The sequence below is a fragment of the Paenibacillus sp. 01T442 genome, from assembly GCF_056398345.1.
In genome coordinates this window covers 1-5,416 of the sequence record NZ_JBFTPF010000151.1, presented here as the reverse complement: position 1 = coordinate 5,416, position 5,416 = coordinate 1, and the positions used below count along the sequence as shown (strand labels likewise).

Below are 5,416 nucleotides of genomic sequence, written 5' to 3'. Positions count from 1 at the left end.
CTCCAGACATTGTTTGCTAATCAATTAGACGGAGCTATCCACCAATAGTTTCCATTTTACTTATAAAAATAATGAAAAAGGACTGCCCGAGGGCAGCCACTTCGATCTTCTTCATTTAATTTCCGGTTTCCCCTGTAATATGCCTTGCAGAATCACTTCCAACCCCCAACGAAAACGTTCTTTACCTTCCGCAGAGGTCATCTCTTCTTTCAAACCGCTGAGCAATGGGTATCGCTTGGCATCCAGTGTTTGATAAGAAGCTTTAACTGCTTGCAGGGTTGTTCCTACTTGATTGCGAGATGTTTGTTCGAAAGCTACGGAGGACACATACAGAAGCAATAGATCAATTCCCCATGCTGCAGATGTGGCACCGACACCAGCTTCATTCAATTGATGAAGCATATACTCGGTAAGGCCTAGAGAGTTATGCCCAACCGGAATTGTCGTAAGTGCGAGCTCAGCGATTCCTGGCGCATCGAACAGAACCATTAAATACGAGTCTAACACATCGAATAGCCGCGATTGCCAGGTACCTGAATCTGACATTGGGAAAATCACTTCCGCGAGCCCAGCATCCAATACATACGCACTTAGCTCCTGTTGATTGGATACATACACATATAAGGATGATGGGCCAGTATCCAACGCCTTGGCGATTTTCCGCATGCTTAGTCCAGTTGAACCTTCGCTCTTCACTAACCCCAAGGCTGTTTCCACGATGAGTTCTTGACTTAATGGTTCTTTAGCCGGGCGTGAACGACGGCTTACAACTGTTCGAGTTGGTTTATTGGTCATGATACTGATTCATCAGCTCCATCATTTTAGGTGCGGCATCTTCGCCAAAACATAGCGCAAGATTATCATCGGACATTTTAGCAGATTCTGCTGTGTATGGATACATTTTCTCTTCATAGGCATGAACAGCAGCGCTCAAATCCTGATGCTCAACAATGGACAATGCCAGTTCAGCAGCATCAAGCATCGCCAGATTCACACCTTCGCCTGCAAAGGGAGACATCAAATGCGCGGCATCACCGATCAAGGTAACACCCGGTTTGTGTGTCCATGTAAGCCCGACAGGCAACATGTAAATACGTCTCGGCAAGATTGGACCTGTCGCGGAACTAATGTATGTCGTTAGCGATTCATCCCAATCGCCAAAAAGTTTCAACAACTGATGCTTCGCCTCCTCAGGCTGATTAAACGGAATACCACTTGTTTCAACCCAATCTTGTTCAACTCGAAAAGCTGCATACACACAAAGTCGACCGTCGCCATTCAACTGTCCTAAAATGCCCTTATGATCTGACAAAGCAAACATTTTGCCACGTCGATTAAAAGCTGCAATCTCTGGATGCTCAACAGCTACATTATTTATATATAGTTCAACCATACTAAGTCCTGTATACGTTGGTACTGCATCAGTCAGTAACGGTCGTATACGAGAGAAGGCGCCGTCTGCGGCCACAACGAGTTCAACAATATCCACATGTCCATTCTCAAAATGAAGTTCATGCTGGCCATTATCCTTAGGTATGGCTTCGTTTAGATTGTAGCCCCAACGGATGCAAGATGGGTCGATAGCGTTCAGTAATAGCCCACGGAGCGTACCACGATCAATTTCGGGGCGTTCTCCCTCCTTTGAATCTGCCACTTCATCAAGATACACCTTGCCAGTTTTATCAAGCAGACGGAAATCTTCCCCTTCATAGCGAGCTAATGCCTGGAATTGTTCAAGTAGACCAGCTTCTCTAAGTGCTCTTTGTCCCGATTCTGGATGTATGTCTAACGAACCACCTTGCTGACGACTTGCTGGTGATGCTTCACGTTCATAAACCACCGTCTTCACGCCATGCTCCTGCAAAATTCTAGCAAGTGTTAACCCGCCAGGACCAGCACCTATAATTGCGATACGATGTTGTTCATTTTTATTTGTCATCATGGTGTGCACCTCGGTATTAGATTTGGAATGTCATGACTTAGTTATACCATAACGAACACCGTTCGTAAAGTACACCGTTCGCTTTTTATAGCTTCTTTCCCCTATATATCAAAATAAAAGGCTACGCCATCATCTCTAGATGAGGAGATTGGTGCGTATACGATCTGTGTAGAGGCGTGAGATAGGTGAAAATGATAGGTAAAAAATGGAACGATTGGAATACCACTCTCGCTCAGAGGCGCGGTGTCTCTTCACCACACCCAAGTTACTCATGGTCATGGTCATGGTTACACAATCGTAAATTGATGGAAATAGTACAGTTAAATTCGAGCTATTCTCCCTCAAAAGTGGAATAACTGGAAATTATGTAGCTATTTCTGCACTTTCTCTAAAGAACTGGCGAATACTCGAAATATAACTACCTTTTTTCCATCTAATCACTCTTTTCCCCCGTAAGTCGTGAAATTAGCTGTAGAATTTAYAGTTAAACAAAGATAGGAGCTTTCTTATCTGCTTCACTTTTAACTGGCACAGGACCAGAGGAAATATTCTTCTTCCAAACATATAAATGCCTATACAAACAAAAAATCCGCCTCGCGGCGGATCATAAACCAACTATATGTTTTTGTTTAACATCATTTCAAGGACGAGTTTATCGATCTCGGATGTGGCTTCATTCCCGATCCGACAGAAGTTGTCGATCGTTTTCTCCGCGTCATTTTCGATAAAGCCATTCRTAGAGGATATGGTCATTCCCTTCGAAGCGAGAAGCGCAGATTGGACCGCCGCACTCGTACAAGTGGCAACTTTCATCGCACAGCCGCCTTTGGCACCATCACACATCATCCCAGTTACATTGCCGAGCATGTTTTGAATGGCCGCTTTAATTTCGTTGATCCCACCGCCGAGTAGATAGGTAATGCCACAGCTTGCACCTGTACCCGATACAGTGACACCGCATAAAGCAGACAATCGACCGAATTTGGATTTGATATGAATCGTAACTAGGTGACTTAGCGCAACTGCACGAATGAGTTGCTCCTCCGAAGAGCCAAGTTTCTCCGCTGCCGCAATAACAGGATTCGTCGCAGCAATACCTTGATTTCCGCTGCCCGAATTCGCCATAACAGGCATGCTCGACCCAGCCATACGACCATCTGACCCTGCGGAAGCAAGCGCCATCGCATGAGAGATAAGATCATCAGACAAAATGCCCCTTTGCACATTCTCTTTAATCGTCTTCCCGACTTGGAGACCATAGTCATTCGCTAATCCGTCTAATCCTGCTTTACGGTTCAATTCAATACTTTGCTTGACCAGTTGGAGTTCAGTGAGATCAACTGTTTTGATGAATTCTACGATCCCATCGATCGTAAGCTCGCCACGTTCCTCTTTGGAACTCTTGAAGCTTGCATTTGCGCAGCCGCCTGATTCTACAACTTGACCATCCACTTCAATCAGCGTGATATTGGTGTGATTATCGGTGATAATCACCTTAGCATAACTTCCTTCTGTGCTCACGATGACTTCAATATATAACTTTCTAGGAGTATCAGCGAGATGAACCACCGATAGGCCACGCTCTACCATGTCCTGCGCCATAACAACATCACTTGGCTGAATATCAGCAAGCACTTCTAATTGCTTGTCCGCATTCCCAGCAATAGCTCCTAAAGCCGCGACAAAATCAATCCCGGTTACATTCGTTCCTGGAATCCCAACGGCTAATGCATTCTTGATGATTCCTGCGCTAGCATGAACGGTAACCTTATTAATAGGACCTTTCACATAGTTTCGAGCCTTCGCTGCAGCCAAGGCGATCGCAACCGGCTCTGTGCAGCCAAGCGCGACGACGAGTTCCGTTTTTAATATGTGAATGAAAGTATTCGTATGCAAAGACGTCCCCCCCTTAATATCTAGTTGTCTATGTCTCCCAAATGATAATCAGAATATACGATAGTTTGTCAGCTAAGTTCAACTACTACTACTATAGCGTAAAAGTATGAGGAGAGTATGTTGTAAATATTAGATAGATTTTTTGTGCAAAACACAAACATTGATGATTTTAACCTTCCGCCACATCTGCTCCCAATTCACTTGCTACCTCTAACATCTTAGGAATGACCGCTTCATTCGTACCAGACACATAAATATCCCCCTGATAATGCCGGAAAGGAATCTTGATTTCCCCATAGCTCCACAGGAAGAAATCCCCCTGGATAGACATGCTGGTGGCGCCAGTCACAGTAAAAACGGATGTATAAGTGAAATCCGGTTGTGTAGCAAAGTATTCTTTACACTCTTCCAATGAAATAGATGGTACGGCTTGTTCATTTTGTTGAAAAGCTCTTGTAATGCGATAGCGTTGACTCATTGTACGCCCTCCGTGAATGTATAGTTTCATCTCATAAATGTAAATCTTGAAGCATGCCATTTTATCGTCCTGGACACAAAGCATTGTAGAACCTACGAATAGTCTTATGATAAGACAAATCTAGCATAATGCCAACTAGAGACAATGGAGTGTGGGTACAAATGGGTAAATGGAAGTCAGGAACAGTTGGATTTATATGTGGCGCCTTGTTTTTTTCAGGGCTTTCCTATGCTGCGACTGATCCAATCGGAATTGACGTTTATTTTCGAAAGCTGCAGTATTATTTCGATGGTGAGATTAAGCAACCCCCTACAGATCTTCAAGGCTTCATTTACAAAAATACGACCTATGTCCCTCTTCGATTTCTTACGGAGTCCTTAGGGAAACCCGTGAGTTGGGATAATGCGACAAGCTCGATCTTTATAGGGGATAAACCCAAACAGATTCCACTTCCAACTAACGATAATGAGAACTCCTCATCCGGCTCTGGAGTCTTACAAGTATTTCCAACAAATAATCCATGGAATACCGACATCTCTGGCTTCCCTGTTCATCAGAAATCAAAGCAGTACATCGAGTCAATCGGCTTTAATACGAGTGTGCATGCTGATTTTGGTACGGAATGGCAAGGGGCACCTATTGGGATTCCCTATACAATCGTAAACGGGGATCAACCGAAAGTAAACGTAACGTTTACGGATTATAGCGATGAAAGTGATCCTGGCCCTTACCCAATTCCCGCGAATGCACCAATTGAAGGCGGAACAAACAGCGATGGCGATCGTCATGTCATCGTGGTCGATAAAGACAATGCTATGCTCTACGAATTGTTCAATGCACGCATCACGCCTAATGGATGGCAGGCTTCGAACGGCGCAAAGTGGGATTTGAACACCAATACGCTTCGCCCTAAATATTGGACCTCTGCTGACGCGGCCGGCTTGCCAATCTTCCCTGGTCTCGTACGATATGACGAAGCCAGTACAGGCGAAATTAACCACGCACTCCGTTTCACGGTTCGGAAGACACAACGTGGATTCATAGCCCCAGCTACGCATTACGCATCGAACAGCACCGATCCTAATCTTCCACCAATGGGT

At 44.7% G+C, this 5,416-nt stretch carries 5 protein-coding genes; 1 reads left to right on the top strand and 4 read right to left on the bottom strand.

What is annotated here, in order from left to right:
* Window positions 1–111 precede the first annotated feature (111 nt).
* From AC1DLM_RS34610 to AC1DLM_RS34595, 4 genes are all read right to left on the bottom strand, one after another.
* On the bottom strand, window positions 112–795 hold the full coding sequence (locus AC1DLM_RS34610; protein ID WP_477572522.1) for a TetR/AcrR family transcriptional regulator: 684 nt from the start codon (window positions 793–795) through the stop codon (window positions 112–114).
* Entirely contained in the window at window positions 785–1,942 is a 1,158-nt protein-coding gene (locus AC1DLM_RS34605; RefSeq protein WP_477572521.1) for an FAD-dependent oxidoreductase, read from the bottom strand. The genes AC1DLM_RS34610 and AC1DLM_RS34605 overlap by 11 nt, the downstream gene beginning before the upstream one ends.
* 615 nt (window positions 1,943–2,557) lie before the next feature.
* Window positions 2,558–3,838, bottom strand: a complete 1,281-nt coding sequence (locus AC1DLM_RS34600; protein ID WP_477572520.1) for an L-cysteine desulfidase family protein — start codon at window positions 3,836–3,838, stop codon at window positions 2,558–2,560.
* A gap of 169 nt (window positions 3,839–4,007) precedes the next feature.
* Window positions 4,008–4,316, bottom strand: coding sequence for a hypothetical protein (locus AC1DLM_RS34595; RefSeq protein ID WP_441990269.1), 309 nt, complete (start codon window positions 4,314–4,316; stop codon window positions 4,008–4,010).
* Window positions 4,317–4,477: 161 nt separating this feature from the next.
* Here AC1DLM_RS34595 and AC1DLM_RS34590 point away from each other — a divergent pair.
* The coding region (locus AC1DLM_RS34590; RefSeq protein WP_477572519.1) for a stalk domain-containing protein at window positions 4,478–5,416 on the top strand (939 nt) is incomplete at its 3' end.

What these genes read in the sequence shown, in the direction of transcription:
- AC1DLM_RS34610 (WP_477572522.1), bottom strand. Translation starts at nt 795, where the DNA reads ATGACCAATAAACCAACTCGAACAGTTGTAAGCCGTCGTTCACGCCCG.
- AC1DLM_RS34605 (WP_477572521.1), bottom strand. Translation starts at nt 1,942, where the DNA reads ATGATGACAAATAAAAATGAACAACATCGTATCGCAATTATAGGTGCT.
- AC1DLM_RS34595 (WP_441990269.1), bottom strand. Translation starts at nt 4,316, where the DNA reads ATGAGTCAACGCTATCGCATTACAAGAGCTTTTCAACAAAATGAACAA.